This is a genomic window from Rothia sp. HMSC067H10 (assembly GCF_001810635.1).
GTDB classification, from domain to species: Bacteria; Actinomycetota; Actinomycetes; order Actinomycetales; family Micrococcaceae; genus Rothia; species Rothia dentocariosa.
This window is the reverse complement of sequence record NZ_KV802312.1, coordinates 1,345-20,325: the sequence shown is the minus strand read 5'-3', so window position 1 is coordinate 20,325 and position 18,981 is coordinate 1,345. Positions and strand designations below refer to the sequence as shown.

Sequence of the window (18,981 nt, the reverse complement as noted above, 5' to 3'; positions counted from 1 at the left end):
CCGTGGGCCCACGAGGAGGCAAACTAAAACACCCTCATGGGGTGCTGACATAACTCTATCCTAAGCCCCGCGTCTTTGGCAACTTTCTACACAGTACTGGAGGCAATATTTTGTGCTTTTCGGGTTTCGTACTCAAAAAATCTTGCACATACACTTTCTCCACCCCCTCAATGTTCTCTATGCTTATAAGAAGGGCTCGACGTGCCTCACACACGCACCGCCGAGTTTCACTTTAGGAGAGATACTTCACGATTCCGCCTGCCGCGTAGAGCCCTCTCGAAGGCGCACGGCGGAATAACTATGAAAGCGAGTACATTCACACATGGCGCGCATATCCAGCCGTATCGGCGCAATCGCACCCTCAGCAACCCTTATCGTCGATTCCAAAGCTAAAGCACTCAAGGCAGCCGGACGTCCTGTAATTGGTTTCGGTGCCGGTGAACCCGATTTTCCTACGCCCGCACATATTGTTGATGCTGCCCGCGAAGCCCTCAATGATCCTAAAAACTTCCGCTACTCCCCCGCATCGGGTCTACCCGAGCTCAAACAGGCTATCGCGGATAAAACCCTGCGCGATTCCGGCGTTAAGATCGATCCTTCTCAAGTACTTATTACAAACGGTGGTAAGCAGGCGGTCTATGAAGCCTTCGCTACCGTGATCGATGACGGCGACGATATTCTGCTCCCTGCCCCGTACTGGACAACCTACCCCGAGTGCATCCGTTTGGCGGGCGGCAACCCGATCGAGGTTTTTGCCGGAAGCGACCAGGACTATAAGGTCACCGTCGAACAGCTGGAGGCGGCATACACCCCAGCTACGAAAGCGCTCATCTTTGTCTCGCCTTCTAACCCCACCGGCGCGGTGTACACCGAGGAGGAGACTCGTGCGATCGGCCAGTGGGCGCTTGAAAAAGGCGTCTTTGTGCTGACCGATGAAATTTACGAACACCTGACCTACGACGGCATGGATTCCGTTTCTATACTCAAGGTTGTTCCCGAACTTGCCGATACCTGCGTTATTCTCAACGGCGTGGCGAAAACCTACGCTATGACCGGTTGGCGCGTGGGCTGGCTTATCGGGCCCGAAGATGTAGTTAAGGCGGCTTCCAACCTTCAGTCACACCTGACCTCGAACGTGAACAATATCGCGCAACGTGCGGCTCTAAAGGCTCTCACCGGATCGCAGAATGACGTTGAGGAAATGCATGCCGCGTTCAACCGCCGCCGCACCAAAATTGTAGACGGACTAAACGCGATCGATGGGGTTCACTGCCCTAGCCCCAAGGGCGCCTTCTACGCCTACCCGGATGTGCGCGGGCTTCTTGGCAAAGAAATTGCGGGCAAACACCCCCAGACTTCTGCCGAACTCGCCGAGCTCATCCTCGAAGAGGCTGAGGTTGCGGTGGTTCCCGGTGAGGCCTTCGGCCCTAGCGGTTATCTGCGCCTCTCCTACGCGCTGAGCGACGACGACCTGACGGAGGGCATTGCCCGCCTGCAGAAGCTACTCGGTTCCGCACGCTAAACCTAGGCGTTTTTGCGGTCCTCAAGAGAGTAGTTAAGCACTTCTGATCGCACCGCATACATCTCATGCATAAGGCACCCGTTCTGACTTGTACGCAAAGTCCGGCGGGTGCCTCGCATATGCTTAGGGGGTTCAGGCTGAGGGGCTCAACTCTCACGATCATGATTATTACCCGAGCTTTGGTTATCCCATGGAGCGAACAGAGAAACGGCTTTCTTGCCTAATGTCTTGCTTTTCTGGGTTACACCCCAGATACCACACACTCTCTCGGCAGCATTGAGCTACCACCGCACATATGGTTCTCTCCCGATAAGACGCTTTTCCGCGCTTTGAGTATTTAAAACCTGAACTTTAATGCCGTTTCGTGGCAAAACACAAGTAATTCCACAGCTACCCACATAACCCAAACGCGGCTAAAATAGTATCTAAGAGGATGGTCTCCCGAGCTCGCGCATCCATTGCACGACGCTGGCGGAGACCATATTTTTACCCACGCGCAGAACACCCAACACGCGCAGACATAAGGAGCCATCATGAAAATCGGTCTGCTTACCTCCGGAGGCGACTGCCCCGGTCTCAACGCCGTTATCCGCGGCGCAGTTCTCAACGGTGTCAAGAAGTACGGCTACGAATTCGTCGGTTTTCGTGACGGGTGGCGTGGCGTAGTCGAAGGCGACTTCATGGATCTTCCGCGGCAGAAGGTACGCGGTTTGGCGTCCCGCGGCGGCACTATTATCGGCACCTCGCGCACCAACCCCTTTGATGGACCTAACGGCGGACCCGAAAATATCGAAATTATGATGGAACGCCACGGGATTGACGCCATTATTGCTATCGGCGGTGAAGGCACTCTTGCCGGTGCTAAGCGTCTGGCGGATGCGGGTCTGCCCGTCATCGGTGTCCCCAAGACCATCGATAACGATCTGCGCGCCACCGACTACACTTTCGGTTTTGACACCGCTGTTTCTATTGCGACCGAGGCTATGGACCGCATTCGTACCACCGGCGAATCGCATCACCGCTGCATGGTCGCCGAAGTGATGGGCCGCCACGTAGGCTGGATCGCACTGCACTCCGGCATGGCTGCAGGCGCGCACGCTATTCTGATTCCCGAAGTCAAGGTTTCAATGGACGAGATCTGCCACTGGGTGAAAGAAGTGCACGATCGTGGCCGTTCCCCGCTTGTCGTGGTTGCCGAGGGCTTTATTCCCGAAGGCTTTGACGAAGTTCTAGCCAATAAGGGCACGGAAAAGGACGGTCGCCCCCGCCTAGGCGGTATCGGTGAATACCTCACCCAGGAGATTGAGGAACGCACCGGTATCGAAACCCGCAACACTATTCTGGGCCACATTCAGCGCGGCGGCGCACCCACCGGCTACGACCGCGTGCTGGCAACCCGTCTGGGTATGGGCGCCGTCGATATGGTGCACGAAAAGAAGTGGGGCATGATGGTCTCGGTTCAGGGCACCGAAATCAAGTACGTTCCCCTTGAGGAGGCTCTGGACGGTCTCAAGGCGGTACCTCGCGAGCGCTGGGACGAGGCTGCGGTTCTCTTCGGCCGCTAAGGGCTCGGCGGTAGTCCGCCTATCACAGAACGCAACGGGTGCCCGGTCAGAGTGTTTCTGGCCGGGCACCCGCGTTTTCTATGCTCGCATGTTCGTTAGCGTTTGAGGAAGTCCTGCCCCGCAAGGGATTTGCGGGCGATTTCGCCGGCCTCGGGAGAGACGATGAGGGTCTGTGCTGCGGCATATTCGGTCGCAGTGGTTGAGGATTCATCGCTTGAAGCCTCACTGGTATCTACCGCACGCAGAGGTGCCGCAGGGTCCACGGCCCGCTTGATGACGGCGAGCGCTATGGGACCCGCCTCATGGTGCAGCGCCACCGAGGTGATGCGCCCCACCGCACGGGGTTTGCCCTCTACGAAGAGTTCGCTGCCCGCTGCGGGCAGGGTGTGCTCAGAGCCGTCAAGGTCGAGAAAGACGAGGCGGCGCGGCGGGTGTCCCAGGTTGTGCACACGCGCGACGGTTTCTTGTCCCTTGTAGCATCCCTTCTCGAAGTGCACGGCGGTGCGGGTGTAGTCCAGCTCTTGCGGAATGGTTTTGTTGTCGATTTCGGTACCTGCGCGCGGGCGCCAGGCTTCGATGCGCAGCGCCTCCGCCGCCCAGACGCCCGCCAGCTGAGCGCCTTCCGTGAGGGTGGTGAGCTTATCATGGGGAATAATACTCAGGTACCGTTCGTAGTCGGTGCCGGGATGCGCATCAGGCGTTGCGCTGTAATGGTAGCCTCCTTCGACGACTGCCGTCCACGGGTCGCGCCATATCAGTGCATCCGCAAAGACCGGATGGATAGCGCCCTGTTCCCCGCGCGGGTTTCGGGCAGTCTCGATAACGGCGTACTCTCCGCTCATATTCTCAATATCGACGCGAAGCATGAACTTCATGCGGTTCAGATAGTCGGTCAGCGGCTCCGCCTGTGCACCTTCGACGATGAGCCAGAGCGCCTGCCCGTCCTCGACGGCGGCGGGTGCATATTCGATGCGTCCCTGCGGGGAGAGTAGTAAAAATTCTCGGCTGTCCCCCGGGTTCATGTCGGTCAAAATCTGGGATGCGAGGGAGGTGAGCCAGCTGGCGCGGTCGGGGCCGGAGACCCTCACGATGCCGAGGGAGGAACGATCCACGACTACGGGGTCCCCCGTTGTGGCTCCACGGTCGCGGGCTAGGGCGCGCTGTTCGACGAGGGGGTTGCCGTAATGCGCCGCGATGCCCGCATCCGGGCTGTCTGCGGCGAAGGCACCGTGTACCTGCATAAGGGGGCTGAGTGTGGGGGTGTATTCGGGCGCATCGGCGGCGGTATTCTCAACGGCGCTCATGATGTTCCTCTCGTGCTGTTTTTATCGTGAGTGGCGGTCAGGCGGTCTGCAAAACCCGCACACCGCAGCGGAACGGCGGGTATGCGGGTTTTACTCTGCGTGGAGTAGTCCTAGTTTTCGGCGGAGTCTTCTTCTGCGCCGTCGTCGAGGGAGCCAAACATGCCTGTGCCCAGCGAATCGCCGGTCATAGATGAGGTTTTGCGCAGTTCCGCCGAGGCGTGCTTATGCAGGTTGCCTTCCTGATCGGCGATTTCCCAATCCCACATGAGGTTGCCGTTTACAAGGCCCCACAGACGCACGGATCCGGCGTAGTCGTGCGATATTTCGTCGCGCAGCAGGTTACCGGTCTGCATGCGCACAACCGGGCCCTTAATCATGCCTACGTAGTTTTCACTAATGCCGCCGGGGTGCGCGATGGTGGCGATCAGATTGAACCCATCATCTTCGTTGCGCAGAGTTTCAACCGATTCCGCATCGGCAAAAGCGGGGACAATATCTTTGGGTACCAGCCCGAACCCGCCGTCGGCATCCGTGAGGGGGCGGTCGATCTGCCAAAAACCGGTTTCAAGGGTAATCGGGCGCAGTTTCTGCCCGTTATCGTCAAGAAGAAAGGACTCGGCGCGGTATTCCAGGTACGGCAGACCGTCTTGGGTGAAGTTAATAATCTGCCCGAAGGGGGTATTCTCTTGTCCTTCGTACCACATGGTTCCGGTACCTTCCCAGGTACCCAGAAGCCACGCGAAGGGAACGAGCTCAGGGGTTAGATTGGTTGGAATTTCAATTGCCATTCCCCTATTATAGGGGTTTTCTGTGGCCAGCAGTTCAAAACGTGGGCTATTTCGCCATAGGCTGGGATGCACGAGAGCCGGGCATGCAAAAGCCCCCGGCACTGTCTGCGCACCCCCGCCCGGGGTGCCTCAGCATTAACCGGGGGCACCGTGAGCCTTCCTCGGCTCGGAAAAATTTTACGTTCTACTTCTGCCCTGCGAAGAGACCCTTAAGTACTGCGTATGCACCAACGGCGATGCATACCGAGATGAGAGCCATCAAGCAGATGAAGAAGATCTCTAAGTACAAGATGTTGTCCATGCCTTAAAAATACCATAGATAGCTGAACTAAAGCACGGATCACGGCGCTTTCTCCTGGGTAAAAATAACTTTAACGCGTACCGCTGCTGCGTGTTTTAGCTCCGTTGAAGGTACTGTGCCCGAAGAGCACACAAAGGCATGAGTAAAATAGTACAAAACCGTGCGAGTAAGGATTGCAGATTCAGGAGGGTGTATGTACCGCATTGCGTTACTGAGCGATGCGCCACGAGCGCAAGAACTCATTCCTGCCCTCAGCCTGCTCAGCCACCGTGTGATTGAGCTTCCCCTCGATTCGCCCCTGAGTACTATCGGCACGGAACACGATATTGTTATTCTGGATGCGCGCCAAAATCTGCTCAAAGCACGCAATACCGCCCAACTTCTGAAGACTGCGGGGATCACTATCCCGCTCATGATTGTCCTGACCGAGGGCGGAATGGCGGCTGTTTCCGCCTCGTGGCAGGTGGACGATATTGTGCTGGATCAGGCTTCGCCCTCCGAAATGGATGCCCGCCTGCGCCTGTTGGTTACGGCACCCGAGCTCAAAGATACGGATGATCGCAGCCAGCAGATTATCCGCATCGGCAATCTGGTCATTGATGCACAAACCTATTCGGCGCATCTGAACGGAGCGGCACTCAACCTGACCTTCAAGGAATTTGAGCTTTTGAAGTTTGTGGCTCAGCATCCCGGGCGAGTATTTTCGCGGGCGCAGCTACTCTCGGAGGTCTGGGGCTACGACTCGTACTATGGCGGCACTCGCACGGTCGATGTACACGTTCGCCGACTGCGTTCAAAGCTCGGTTCTGAGCACGAACAGATGATTACCACGGTGCGCAACGTGGGATATTCGTTCCACGCGCAGAATACGCATCATGATCCTTCTGCAGAAGACTAACGGCGCGGCGAAATACTTTTCTTTTTCTGGTGCTTCGAAGATTGTGCTTATTGCATCAAACCGGTTCAAACGCAGGCTTTCACCCGGTAGAGTTAAACAGTAGGCAATGTGAAAGAAGGCGAGAATGGCGGCATCACCCGAAAACTTCACCCTCGACTCTGGGCACTACGAAAATATGCCCCTCAATGCTGAGCTTCTAGAGCATTTCACGCAGTTCGCACGCGCCGTACAGAAGCACGACGGTACCCCGGCTTTCTCCGAGCAAACTCTGGTGGAGCTCTCGAAAGCGGTGCGCGGTGAGAGTCTGGTTAAACCGCAAGTTTTCGCATTCACTCCGGCCGCTGATAATCGCGAGTTACAGGCTGTGCTCGTTGCCGTTCCCTCCCCCGAAGACTCCGACGAGCCCGGTGTACTTGAGGCAGCCGTTGACCCGCAGATGCGCGGGCAGGGGCTCGGTTCCGCCTTCTTCACTCGCGTTATTGAGGATTTAGGAAGCGAGGCCGCCAACTACAATCTCTGGGTACACGGAAGCGCAACCGATACCAGTATTGAGAGTCCCACCAATGAGCTCGCCGAAGCCGCAGGTTTCACCCCGGTACGAGTGCTGTACAAAATGGTACTTCCGCTTGACGAGCAAACCCGTGAGAATCTTGCCGAGCTCTCGGATGCGCGCGCCCTGCCCGACTCGCTTGAGCTGCGCACCTTCACCCCCGCCGACGAAAACCCCTGGCTTCGCGTTAACGCGGAAGCCTTCGCCGAGCACCCCGAACAAGGTCGCCTGACTCTCGCGGACTTACGCGAGCGCACCGGCAGCGACTGGTTCCGCCCGGAGGGGTTCTTTCTCATCTCTGAGCGGGAAGACCCGCATAATATTGCGGCGTTTACGTGGACAAAAATTCCTACCGCTCAGACCGAGCCGGGGCAGCCGCTCGATGATCTGGTGCCTGCGGGTGAGATTTATGTGGTGGGGGTCAGCCCAAACGCCCAGGGTAGCGGTCTGGGGCGCACCGTGACCCTGCGTGCCCTGGCGTATTTGGCGCTTGCATCCGACGAAAACGGCGAGCCTCTGCATGCAATCGAACTGTATGTGGACGCCGATAACGCCCCTGCCTTGAAGCTCTACGAGTCGTTAGGGTTCGCAGTTGCGACCGTGGATCGCATGTACGCCCCCGAACGCGGATCCGGCAAGAGTTCGTCTAACGGTGTGGATGCGGGTGTGCTCTCCGCTGTTACCACGGCGGTTATCTCGACCGGCAGCATCTAGCGTTTATTCGGGGTGGGGGCGCGGATCCTTTACCGGCTCATACCCATACCGAACGTTCTTTCTGCGTTGTGCTCGATGACGAGCGGCGCATCGTAAACTTAGTCCCTCAACATAGTAAGGAATAGCCTGTGGCACCCCACCCGCATACCAAAAAGAATACCGAACCGGCACCGCTGACCGGGTTGATTCACATCGGAAACGATATCTCGAAGATTGAGCGTGCCGATACCCGTGCCGACCGCATTGAGGCGGGTGAAAAACTCGATTTGCCCAGCATCGAAGGCGATTTTGGGGCCGAGCGTTTTCTCGACCGTGAAAGCAGCTGGCTCGATTTTAATTCCCGGGTGCTGGAGCTTGCCGAAGACCCTGATCTGTACCTGCTGGAGCGCCTGAATTTTCTGTCTATCGTGGCCTCGAACCTTGACGAGTTCTTTATGGTGCGCGTGGCGGGGCTCAAACGCCGCATCGCTACCGGACTGGCAGTACCTTCCGCCGCAGGGTTGAGTCCTGACGAACAGATGGAAGCGATCTCGACCGCCGCTCACAGCTTACAAAAGCGCCACGCCCAGGTATTTCACGAGCAGATACTCCCGGAACTAGAAAAACAGAACATTCATATTGTGGGCTGGGATGACTTGGATGCAGACGCTAAAACCCGTTTGCGCCAAGAATTCCTGCGCGATATTTTCCCGATTCTCACCCCGCTCGCGGTAGACCCGGCGCACCCCTTCCCCTATATTTCGGGGCTTTCACTGAATCTTGCGGTGCTGGTTCGTAACCCGCAGACCGGCAAGGAACTTTTCGCGCGTGTGAAGGTGCCCGATCAGCTTGACCGCATGATTTCGGTGGATGGTCCCCGCGCCGCCAACACGACCGGCAAGGAATCCCGCTATATTCCGCTAGAGGTTATCATTGCAGAGCACCTTGACACGCTCTTCCCCGGCATGGAGGTTGTTGAGCACCATGTCTTCCGCGTAACCCGTAACGAAGACCTTGAGGTTGAAGAGGACGATGCCGAGAACCTGCTGCAGGCCCTCGAAAAGGAGCTGCTGCGCCGCCGTTTCGGCCCGCCCGTGCGTCTTGAGGTTGAAGATACGATCAACCCCACGATTCTTGACCTGCTTATTTCTGAGCTCAATATCGACGACTCCGAAGTATACAAGCTCCCCGCGCCGCTGGATTTGCGTGGTATGGGCGCGATCGTGCGCGCCAACCGCCCCGCGTTGCACTACCCCAAGCATATTGCGCATACCTCCCGTTGGCTTAACGCCGCCGAAACCGCCAAAGAGGCGGACGTGTTTGCCGCGACCCGCGATCACGATGTACTTTTGCACCACCCCTACGATTCCTTCGCCACCAGTGTGCAAGCATTTCTTGCGCAAGCGGCGGCCGACCCGAAGGTACAGGCTATCAAGCAGACCCTCTACCGTACCAGCGGCGACTCCCCCATTGTCGATGCGCTGATCGAAGCCGCCGAGGCAGGCAAACAGGTTGTCGCCCTCGTTGAGATTAAGGCACGGTTCGACGAGGAAGCTAATATCTCCTGGGCGCGCAAGCTCGAACGCGCAGGCGTGCACGTGGTCTACGGCCTGGTCGGACTGAAAACCCACTGCAAGCTCTCCTTGGTAGTGCGCCGCGAAGGCAACCAGCTGCGCCGTTACGCACACATCGGCACCGGCAACTACCATCCCTCCACCGCACGATTCTACGAAGACCTCGGCATTATCACCTGTGACGAGCAGATTTGTGAGGACGTCTCGCGCCTGTTCAACCAGCTCTCCGGGTACGCACCGAAAACCACCTACAAGTCGCTGCTCGTCGCCCCGCGTTCGCTGCGCAGCGGACTCATTGAGTGCATCAACCGCGAAATTGAGAATCATAAGGCGGGCAAGGAGGCGCGCATCCAGATCAAGTGCAACTCCATGGTGGACGAGGCGATTATCGACTCTCTCTACCGTGCCTCGCAGGCGGGAGTTCCCGTCGATGTGGTCGTGCGCGGTATTTGCGCCCTGCGCCCCGGTGTACCCGGACTCAGCGAGAACATCCGGGTGCGTTCGGTGCTTGGGCGCTTTCTGGAGCACTCGCGCGTCTTCGCGTTTGAGAATGCGGGCGAACCCATCGTCTATATCGGGTCTGCCGATATGATGCACCGCAACCTCGACCGCCGCATCGAGGCGCTCGTAAGGGTCAAAGACCCCCGCCATATCAAGTACCTGCTCGATATGTTCACGGTCTACATGAGCGACGAATCCCGCACCTGGCATCTCTCAGGTGACGGCACGTGGAAGCGTTTCGATACCGATGCCGACGGCAACCCGCTGCGCGATGTGCAGTCCTATTACCTGCGCTCGCGCTCCCGGAAGAACCACGACAAGATTTAGCGGTTTTCCCTTTCCGTAAAATCCATATGCAAGTGGCTTTCAGACCGAAAAGTAGCACTATAGTGAATTTTCGATCTGAAAGCCACACTATATGCCCATAATTGCGCTCCGCAGGGCGCCAAGCCACGTAACATTCGGATTTTTACTACGAAGGTGAACACAAGGTTACGAGACGGTGACGCCTCTGAAGATTTTTCCCCTAGAATGGGAGTACACCGCATCATCACTACCAGCTCGTAGAGGATCCCGTGACCACCGAATCAACGTACTATTCCGCCCACGTATACGATAATTCACTCGCCATCACCCGCACCCGCGAAAACACAGCGCCAGTCGTTGCCGCAGGTGCCCTCGTCTGGCGCTTGCACGGCGAAAAACTTGAAGTGCTCATGATTCACCGGCCCCGCTATAACGACTGGTCCTGGCCTAAAGGCAAGCAGGATGCGGGCGAATCGCTCGTTGAAACCGCCGTTCGTGAGGTAGGCGAAGAAGTCACCCTCAGAATAACCCTCGGCGTGCCGCTGGCGGTCACCAACTATATGGTCTCGGGGCGCCCCAAGGATGTGTTCTACTGGGCCGCACAGTTGCCCGTGGGTGAGCATCCCCGCGCTGACGAAGGCGAAGTTGATGAAATCCGCTGGGTAACCCCCAAAGAGGCACGCAAGCTCTTGAGCAACAGCACCGACCACGAGCCTTTGGATGCGCTCGTTGCTCACCATAAAGCCGGTACTCTGCACACTCGCCCGGTCGTCATTATGCGGCACGCCAAGGCAAAACCGCGGTCTAACTGGACTGCCGCCGACGACGAACGCCCACTCGCGGGAACCGGTAAACGCCAGGCGCTTGCGCATAGCCACCTGCTGGAGGCATACTCCCCCACCCGTTTGCTTTCGTCTCCATGGCTGCGGTGCATGCAGACCGTGGCGCCCTATGCGAACGACCATGCAATCGCGATCAAAGAGAAGAAGTCCCTCTCAGAGAGCGGCGCGGCAGGGCATCCTAAACGCACGGCAAAAGTGACCGAATCGCTGTTCGTAAAGGAAGTTCCTTCGCTGCTATGCACGCATCGCCCCGTTTTTCCGCTAGTTTTTAAAGCTCTTAAAGGCCACCTCATGAAGGGTTCGGCGAAAATTCTTCCCACCGAAGACCCCTATATGGAGCCAGGGGATGCGGTAGTCCTGCAGGTCTCAACCGCCGAGCACGGTGGTATCGTCTCGGTTGAGACCATCCGCCCGGTTATTGATTAGCACCAGAACTTTCGCGGTTCATGCGCATGGAAGTGCGCGAGTTTTGAGCCCCCTCGAAAACTTTCGAGGGGCTCAAGTATTCCAGATGACTAGACAAGCTCATGCAACGCCTCAGGCCCCTACAGGATGTGCTCATATCGGGGGTTCACATCTGGTAACATAAGTTGAGCTTCAACCTTTCACTTAGGTTCAGCATAGTTTCCAGCCACGCATCACGGAAGATACATAAACTATGGGCGAATACGACAACATGCACGTTCTAGAGCGTGATGTTGAGTTCGATTTTAATCATGCCGATATTCTGCTCAGTATATTCAGGTATTTAAAAAGAAAGTTAGAAATACAGCTTCCGGAACGGCAGCGGTATATCGGCATAGCCCAACATGAGTTTAAAGGACATTTCGCACGAATTTTTGATCAGAACTGTAAATATTCCATCTCTGAATGTAAAAATCTGATTACAGCCTTAGGCGATGCCGCCGCCGACCTGCAGAAATATACTGATGCCGCACACCAAGAAAATGAGAATCGTAAAAAATTCCGTGAGGCTATGGCACATTGGGAGGAAGAAAAGAAGAAGATCAGAGATAACATTGAAAATGATAATCGCAATACATTTATAAGTTTTCAGAAAGATCCCGCTGCCTATTACCCTCCCCGACCACAGCCTAATCTAGATAGCGAAGGTCCCAAGTTCGACGAACGCGCCCCGATTATCAAATCCCGTAATACGGGCAGAAATGCAGAGGTTATTGGGCGCAACCGTACGCATCGCGCCGAAAAGAGGGCTCGGGATGCCGCCCAGGATGCTACCGAGACTACATCGGCTATTCCTGGCAACATCGTGAAATTTGCGCAGAAGAACTCCACATTAGATCAAAGAATTGCCGAGCTTTACTCCAATATCACCAAATGCTATAGCTCTTTTGTTGAGCATACATCATGGGGTTTTTTTGATGCTACAAGCCTTTTTAACTCGCTAGCAAAATGGGTTGATGCTAACCAATCTGATGTTCGTTGGATTCTCACTGTTGCGGAAGCTTTCGCGACAGCTGGTTCTCAAGGAATGTTAGGCCCTATTTATTCTGAAGCAGATTTTTTGGATTATCCGCAGTACCTTAATACGGGGTATATCCGGAATTATCTGAAGGAACAGAAAATTTCTACAGATCGTCCGAGTATTGACGTTTCTCGTGCGACAATAACCGGCGCGGTATACTCAGCGGGATATGCGCTTGATCCCGTAAATGTTGCCACAGGGAATTTCATTGAGCATGAGTGTGATCTCTCCTTCGAGCATGCTCCTGCGGCATCGCTCATCAAGCTTGAACGTATGTACAACAGCGTTGCCGTTACCTATCCCGAAGAAGCCCCTTCGGGCATCTTTGGTCTCGGTTGGTTTTCTACGCTTGATACTCAGCTTACGTTGAGTAACACGGGCGCTGTATGGCACACGCCTGATGGTCGGACTCTTGCATTCCCTCGTATGGGCGACGGTTTTGGTCGTGTTCCTTCCGAATCGTATTGGCTTAGCAAAACTGTTCCCGGCGACGAGCTTTACAGCTATGTTTCCACAGCGACGACAAAAGCAATCAAGACGGCAGAGAACGGTGGGCGCAAGGTCAGCGCACCTACTGCACCCGCATATTATTGGGTTGTTTACAATTCCAAGCACGTTCGATACTTCTACGATCCTTCTGGTGCCTGGACAGGCGTGATGGAGGGGCATTATGCAACCTTAACACTGCCTCTTTACTCATCGGATTCCGCAACGGGTGCGTTAGAGCTAACTGACATTGTTCACCCGGCCTCAGGTCGAGGTCTTCAGATACGCTACGGCAACTCACCCCGTGATAACCGTATTCGCCCTGAATCTGCCAGCACCTATTTCATAGATCATGATGTGCAGATACTTGATACCGTCACCTACATTTACGACGATGATGATCTGCTAGCAGCGGTTAACCGTCCTGACGGTATTCGTCGTTACACCCATAACGCTAAGCGCCTTATTGAAGAAGTCTGGGACGTGAACGGCCACCGTGAAGTCACTAATACCTATGACGGCCAAGGACGTGTGGTCCACCAGCTGACAGAACATTCCCGTGAAGTATCTTTCGTGTATGCTCCAGGCATTATGACGATTGTTGCTGACGCGATAACCGGCGACAGCTCTAATATTTGGCGCTCGGATGAACGCGGACGTCTTAGCTCTATGACGGCTGCTGATGGCAGCCGCCAAGTCATGCGCTACGATAAATTCGGCAACCGCATCAGCGTTACTGAACGCGATGGCTCTACGATAAGCCGTTCCTACGACTCTCACAGCCGTTTAGCGAAACAGCTTACCCCCGAGGGCGCACTGTCTAAGTACACCTGGGACGAACATAACCGCCTGCTCACGACCTCTGTATGTGATTTCCGTGATCGGCTCAACCCCGGTGATCCCGTGGTAGTGTCATATACCTACGAACCAACAGGTGCAAACCCAAACCCCATCACTATGACTGATGGGAATGGACATACTACAGAATATAGCTGGGATGAGTACGGCAACCTTCTGAGTGTTACTGACCCCACCGGGGTACGTACCACATACACCTATAACGCACGTCAAGAGCTGATCAGCATAACAAACGGCGTTGGCGATACAGCCCATCTAGAGTACGACAAACACGGTCGAATAGTGCAGGTTAGGGATGCTCTAGGTCACGTAACCTCTACCCATTGGAACTCCGCCGGGCAAATCGCCTCGGTTACGGATGCTGCCGGTTCACGCTGGTCTCTCACGTACCCTGAGCTTGCTCCCGAAGAGCTGGATGTTCCTGCTTTTGTTCGCCAAAGCGACACTCACCGTGTACGCGATACATCGCGCCCTATGGGTCAGCTGCCCGTTTCTTTGACAGATCCTTACGGTCATGTCACGCACTTTGAGTACAATAACGGCAACCAGCTCACCGCTGTCACGGATCCACTGGGTCGTACCAACCGTGCAGTATTTGATGCCTGGGGCAACATGGTCAAGACTATTAATGCCCTCGGTGCCGTAACCAACTATGAATACGATGGCTTGTCACAACTTATTGCGGTGACAGATCCTCTGGGTGCCCGGAGTGAGTTTGACTACGACTTGGCTGGCGAAATCAGCCAGATTACGGATGCTACTGGCGTTGTTACGCACCGCACTGTAAATCGTAGAACGGGCAAAGAAACTACGTCCTCCGGCGGAATACTCGGATCTTCATTCCGTCACGTCGATTATCTGGGACGGGTGATTATTGAGGGCGAGAACAACACCCACTCTTCGCAGCCGGTTAGACGTGCATCTCAAAACTCAAAGTCATCGAGTGCATCCCCAAGAAACAGCGAAACTGTTACCGAGTTTACAAGCTATGACGCCGCAGGCAACCCTGTTGAAACTCTTGATGCTCATGGCGAGCTCACCCGCCGCACCTACGATGCGGCAAACCGGCTGATACGCGAGGTATCTGCGGCGGGACGTACCCAAACATTCGACTATGATCAAGCCGGGCGGCTGCGGCGTATGGGCGTGGGGCTAAGCGTGCCCGAACAGAAGCCGACGGTGGGCGAGAACATGGAGTGGGAAGAGCCTACCGCTTGGGCGTACACAACGCTAACCTACGACGCCGCATCTCGTATTATTGCCCGAACCTATCCTGACGGCACAACTGAGCATACGACGTACGATGCCCTTGGCCGGATTATACGGGTGCAGCATGGGGCTCGCACAGCAACGTATGCATACGACCGGTGCTCACGCCTGATCCGCATGAGTGATAACAGTGCTGGTAACCGCAGATTCATCTATGATGCAGCCGGTCAGCTAGTGACTGCTGTAGATGCCTTAGGGTATCGCACCCATTTCGAGTATGACGCTGCTGGGCAGATGGTGCGCACCCTGGATGCGACCGGTCAGGTCACCACGTATATTTATGATGCCGCAGGTCAGCTTATCCGCACTGTTAAGGGCGCGGGTTCTACGGCAGAGATAACATCTACGTACACCTACGATGCTGCAGGTCGTCTGCTGTCTGAAAATAATGGTGAGCGAACCCGTGCATACTCCTACGACTATCAGGGTGGCGGTCTGCTCGCGTCTTTGAGCGTCAATGGTGTGTGCGCGGCGGAGTATTCGTACTCCCCCGGAGCATCATCTATTGGTCATCGGACCGTGACGGTGCGTGACTACGCCTCAGCTTCTACACTCCGGGATCGCGATTCTTCCACCTTTGCTGGTGTCGAAAAGCCGTACCTTGAGCATCGTTTTGTCTATGATTCCTCCGACCGTCTGATCTCTCGCAGCCGTTCAGGATTCCTAAGATCGGACGAGCAAAGCAACGCTCATGCAGACGATGATATACACGAGCGTCTTCACGCTTTGAATACCTTTATCAAAACCGGCGCATATACGCTAACGTACTCGTATGATGCCGATGGTTATCTGATCACGTCAGTAACCCCTTACGCAAAATCTACACGCACCGTAGATGGTGCCGGTCGAACGGTAGCTGTAACAACACACGCCACGGGACAGCCCGCTCACGACGTTATCTCTTCAGTATTCTCCTACGATCCTCTGGGACGTCTCACGCGGATTCGGGTGGGAGATATGGTGTCTTCCTGGACGCACGAGCGCACTACCGGGCTAATCTCAGACTATGTGCGTGAACAGGCGCTCACCGATGTCCGAGGGTTTGAAGAATCAAAGGTTCTTGAACGCACACAAGTGATCCGTGACCATAACGGTCGTGTGGTTGGGTTAGATTCAACGGGATCTGATACTTCACCGGATGGTCTTGTGCTGTACTCCTATGACGATGCCGGGCAGCTTGTGGGCGCCCGTGCAGCATCCCACGTGTGGGAGTGGGAGTACACAGCCGGAGTCATGATGCGCGAGCGCGTCTTTGCTCTCGATAGTTCTAACGGGTCTAAACGCACGGCTGCAGGTTCTCGTGTTCTGGAGGGTGAGCGTATCTTCACCCATAACGAAGCGAACCAATTAGTCGCCGTTGAGGCTCGCGCATACGCAGGTGCACGAGGCGGCGCTGGGGAGCTTGCCGCTCATACCATCACGGATTACTCCTACAACCTGGCAGGCGAACGTAGTGGTGAAGTCACGACCGATAAGCTCACCGGTGCCTCATACTCTCGCGAATATAGCTGGGGTGCCTACGGCGGCCTGACATCGGTAACAGACTCTGTTTCCTCACGTGTAGGTATTTCACGCACTTCACTGATTGCTGATGCGGTGGGTGAGGTATCCGCTGTTTCTGATGGTGAGGGCATTACAGTGCCTCTCATGTGGGATGCCAGGTCGGATATTCCGCATCTTCTGGGTGCTGGGGCAACGAGCGCGCCTAGCTCTGACGGCGGCTTTTCGCAGGCGGGTATACCCGGCGGAGTGACACCTTGGCATACCCTCAACGTCCCCGGGTTGACCGGCAGCACCTTCGATTCGGCATTAGGTAGCACACCCGGGCTGCCGACAGACTGGGGCGTACCTTCTGCAAGCGCTACCCCGGTGCCCGGGCTGCCCACCGGTTTCGAGTTCACGGGTGCAGGGTCGCTGCGCGTAGCTGGTCTAGATATGCTAGGCGCTCGCGTCTATGACAGCCCTTCACGTCGTTTCCTCTCAACAGACCCGAAGGCCGCAATAGCTGGTTCATCCTGGTTTGCTGACGTTTACGCATATGCAGGCAATAATCCGCTGGAGCATGTGGACCCTCGGGGTGAGCGCCCCATGACGGTTGCAGATTACCGTAAGTATCAGAGCCAAGAAGGCGAACGTTTCGTGCAGCAGAGTCTGCGCCTTCTGGCTCTTGTAGGTGTTATTGGTTCCCTGTTCATAGCGCCGACAAGTATCCTCTTGGCTGGCGGTGTTGGTTTTATTTCTGGTGCCGCCAACGGTGCCGCTGATGGCATGGACTTCCACACCCCCGACGGCAATATCGACTGGGATAAAGTGCAGGCTTACGCCCTTCAGGAAGGCGGGAAAGAAGCACTCACAGCCGCACTCATAGGGATGCTCTTCAAAGCCGGGCCGCCCGTAGCACGCGCCACCGGCAACCAGGCGATGAAAGTCCCCGTTATCTCCAGAACGGTTAATCGGGTTAAGACGTCCCCTGTTGTCATTAAAACCCAAAACACCGTTAACGCCGTCAAAACCCGTATCAATGGAATCCAAGACCGCATTGCCACATGGACGCGCACCAGCCTGCTGGGCATCGAGCACGTAGTGCCCAAAGTGCACCCCACGCCGCACAATAGCCCACATCAGATAGACATACCCAACGGACCCAAACCTACCCATACCGGATCTCTCGACCACAGGACATCAGGAACAGTACACGAACCCAATGTGCAGCTGAAACCTGTGGAGGAACCGAAGGTTGAGAACCTGCCTCCGGCGAAAGGTGTGACGGGTGATTCTCCATCATTAGAGAAACCCACTGCCGAGAGTCGAGAGATGGTGCGTCCTCTAAAGGATAAAAGCGGTATTCAACCGATAGAAACTGAGATTGAAGCTGCACCTCGACCTGTGTCGACGGCCACTGAACTTAAATCTAGCTTAGAAGCTGATATAGCCAAGACGCCGCGCCAAGAAATGCCCGCTGAAGTAGATGGTAAACGAATCGAGTACTATCGAGATCGTGAAAAATTCAAAACTGCTGAAACTGACTATTTCACTTCATCTCCCGAAGAGCAAGCGAAGAAATCTTTACCTAAATTTACTCCCTGGGGGAAAGAAAATGTAGCACCTGATAGGTCTACTGAGCTTAGCGGGCTTGTGGGTAAGAACCGTGAAGATCATAGAATTCTGGAAGCAAATGAATATCAAGGCATGATTCCTTCTCAAGTTAAGGATGGTGCTACTCACATTTGGAAGGAAGGAGATATTCCTAGAGATGGTGAATGGCGTAAACTGGAAAAGCCGAAATTTTACAATAACGAGCCAGAAAATGGCAGTTCCGGTAACATTCTTCCCACTAAGGATGTAAACGGTAATGGTATTACTTATACAGAATATAATGCAATTCCTCGCGCAAAACATATCCAAGAAAATGGGAAAGCCATCGCCCCACAAACAAAACACCGTATAATAGTAGGCAGTAATGGGAGTATGTATTACTCTCCAGATCATTATCACACATTTATTCGTCTTATCGGGTAAAAATCGAGGAAGGAAAATTGATGCCTTATAAAAAGAATTCTTCTAGGAAATTTGTTGCGCCCTTGTTTCTTGCAGAAGATCGATACTGGGAAGATTATATGCGCCCTTACCTCGAGAAAGAAGGATGGTGCGTTGTGGAGGTCGATTGCGCAGGAGTGCAAGGTACTAGGGATTTTGGGTATCGACTTATGGAAGCGATCCGACTTGATTGGGAGAATGAAATTAGTGGTGAATTTGACTCATACTGGGCTGAAGAACTTGCTACTGAAATCGACTGGCTAGATATGCGCCAAGGACTGTTTGTTTATCTTAAACATTTTGAAGATGTTCTAAAGATGGCCGATTATCTGGGGGGTGACAGTTATGCGAACTATGTAGTACGTCTCATTGATTCGATGCAGTTTCATTACCCTATGCGGCCTGCCGGTCATGAAGGGTATGAGGTTCTTTTTGGGTATGGGTTTGAGGTGTCGAAAGATTTTCTCCCTCGCGTTGAGGAGTATTTTGAAGGTCATCAGA

At 55.0% G+C, this 18,981-nt stretch carries 10 protein-coding genes; 8 read left to right on the top strand and 2 right to left on the bottom strand.

The window, feature by feature from the left end; genetic code table 11:
- Nucleotides 1–322 precede the first annotated feature (322 nt).
- Both HMPREF2756_RS05320 and HMPREF2756_RS05315 read left to right on the top strand, forming a co-directional pair.
- Complete coding sequence (locus tag HMPREF2756_RS05320) at nt 323–1,522, top strand: pyridoxal phosphate-dependent aminotransferase (RefSeq protein ID WP_070619093.1); 1,200 nt, start codon at nt 323–325, stop codon at nt 1,520–1,522.
- 533 nt (nt 1,523–2,055) lie between these two features.
- Nucleotides 2,056–3,087, top strand: coding sequence for a 6-phosphofructokinase (locus tag HMPREF2756_RS05315; RefSeq protein ID WP_004005338.1), 1,032 nt, complete (start codon nt 2,056–2,058; stop codon nt 3,085–3,087).
- Nucleotides 3,088–3,182: 95 nt separating this feature from the next.
- Here the strand turns inward: HMPREF2756_RS05315 and HMPREF2756_RS05310 are convergent, their stop codons facing one another.
- Nucleotides 3,183–4,391: a CAF17-like 4Fe-4S cluster assembly/insertion protein YgfZ gene (locus tag HMPREF2756_RS05310; protein ID WP_070619091.1), complete on the bottom strand. Its 1,209-nt coding sequence runs from the start codon at nt 4,389–4,391 to the stop codon at nt 3,183–3,185.
- Nucleotides 4,392–4,501: 110 nt separating this feature from the next.
- Nucleotides 4,502–5,179, bottom strand: a complete 678-nt coding sequence (locus HMPREF2756_RS05305; protein ID WP_070619088.1) for a heme-binding beta-barrel domain-containing protein — start codon at nt 5,177–5,179, stop codon at nt 4,502–4,504.
- Between the two features lie 494 nt (nt 5,180–5,673).
- Between HMPREF2756_RS05305 and HMPREF2756_RS05300 the strand changes: the two genes are divergently transcribed.
- From HMPREF2756_RS05300 to HMPREF2756_RS05275, 6 genes are all read left to right on the top strand, one after another.
- A complete protein-coding gene (locus tag HMPREF2756_RS05300; RefSeq protein ID WP_004005341.1) occupies nt 5,674–6,378 on the top strand; it encodes a winged helix-turn-helix transcriptional regulator in 705 nt (234 codons plus the stop codon).
- Between the two features lie 124 nt (nt 6,379–6,502).
- Nucleotides 6,503–7,642, top strand: coding sequence for a mycothiol synthase (mshD, locus tag HMPREF2756_RS05295; protein WP_070619085.1), 1,140 nt, complete (start codon nt 6,503–6,505; stop codon nt 7,640–7,642).
- Nucleotides 7,643–7,770: 128 nt separating this feature from the next.
- Nucleotides 7,771–10,023, top strand: coding sequence for an RNA degradosome polyphosphate kinase (locus tag HMPREF2756_RS05290; RefSeq protein ID WP_070619082.1), 2,253 nt, complete (start codon nt 7,771–7,773; stop codon nt 10,021–10,023).
- Nucleotides 10,024–10,271: 248 nt separating this feature from the next.
- A complete protein-coding gene (locus tag HMPREF2756_RS05285) occupies nt 10,272–11,270 on the top strand; it encodes an NUDIX hydrolase (protein ID WP_070619080.1) in 999 nt (332 codons plus the stop codon).
- Between the two features lie 232 nt (nt 11,271–11,502).
- Nucleotides 11,503–18,462, top strand: a complete 6,960-nt coding sequence (locus tag HMPREF2756_RS05280; protein ID WP_070619077.1) for a DUF6531 domain-containing protein — start codon at nt 11,503–11,505, stop codon at nt 18,460–18,462.
- Between the two features lie 20 nt (nt 18,463–18,482).
- On the top strand, nt 18,483–18,981 hold a 499-nt coding region (locus HMPREF2756_RS05275; RefSeq protein WP_070619075.1), incomplete at its 3' end, for a hypothetical protein.

Excerpts from the sequence above, each read along its gene's own strand:
- HMPREF2756_RS05305 (WP_070619088.1), bottom strand. The coding sequence starts at position 5,179 with ATGGCAATTGAAATTCCAACCAATCTAACCCCTGAGCTCGTTCCCTTC.
- mshD (WP_070619085.1), top strand. The coding sequence starts at position 6,503 with ATGGCGGCATCACCCGAAAACTTCACCCTCGACTCTGGGCACTACGAA.
- HMPREF2756_RS05320 (WP_070619093.1), top strand. The coding sequence starts at position 323 with ATGGCGCGCATATCCAGCCGTATCGGCGCAATCGCACCCTCAGCAACC.
- HMPREF2756_RS05280 (WP_070619077.1), top strand. The coding sequence starts at position 11,503 with ATGGGCGAATACGACAACATGCACGTTCTAGAGCGTGATGTTGAGTTC.
- HMPREF2756_RS05300 (WP_004005341.1), top strand. The coding sequence starts at position 5,674 with ATGTACCGCATTGCGTTACTGAGCGATGCGCCACGAGCGCAAGAACTC.
- HMPREF2756_RS05315 (WP_004005338.1), top strand. The coding sequence starts at position 2,056 with ATGAAAATCGGTCTGCTTACCTCCGGAGGCGACTGCCCCGGTCTCAAC.
- HMPREF2756_RS05310 (WP_070619091.1), bottom strand. The coding sequence starts at position 4,391 with ATGAGCGCCGTTGAGAATACCGCCGCCGATGCGCCCGAATACACCCCC.